Origin of the sequence: Bacteroides sp. AF25-5LB (assembly GCF_003602965.1) — a bacterium.
Taxonomy (GTDB): domain Bacteria; phylum Bacteroidota; class Bacteroidia; order Bacteroidales; family Bacteroidaceae; genus Bacteroides; species Bacteroides uniformis.
Genome location: NZ_QTMC01000051.1, coordinates 1 through 296 on the forward strand (window position 1 = coordinate 1; position 296 = coordinate 296).

The following is a 296-nucleotide window of genomic DNA, read 5'->3' on the forward strand; positions in this document are numbered from 1 at the left end:
AGACAGTCAAAATAACTGCGGCATTTGTTGATGACAGCCGCCAGGCGGATGATTTCCGGACGGGTGCCCACTATAATCAGAAGTTTCAGTCTGCCGTTCTCCTGAAACCTGACTTGCGAATAATCCAATTTTATATCCATCTGTTCCTATATTCTTTAACTCGTTTCAGACTTTTTCAAAATAAGTGTCCGGACGTGCCGGGTCGAAACACTCGTTGCACCACATGAAGGTCACCAGGTCTTCCGTTTCCGAAAGGTTGACGATATTGTGCGTATAGCCGGGAATCATCTCCACGA

The 296-nt window shown here is 46.3% G+C and carries 2 pseudogenes; both read right to left on the reverse strand.

Annotation, left to right across the window (positions count from 1 at the left end):
• Positions 1-140: pseudogene (locus tag DWY57_RS20670) on the reverse strand (UDP-N-acetyl glucosamine 2-epimerase); the annotation flags it as partial.
• A gap of 25 nt (positions 141-165) precedes the next feature.
• A pseudogene (locus DWY57_RS21495) lies at positions 166-296 on the reverse strand (capsular polysaccharide biosynthesis protein CapF); the annotation flags it as partial.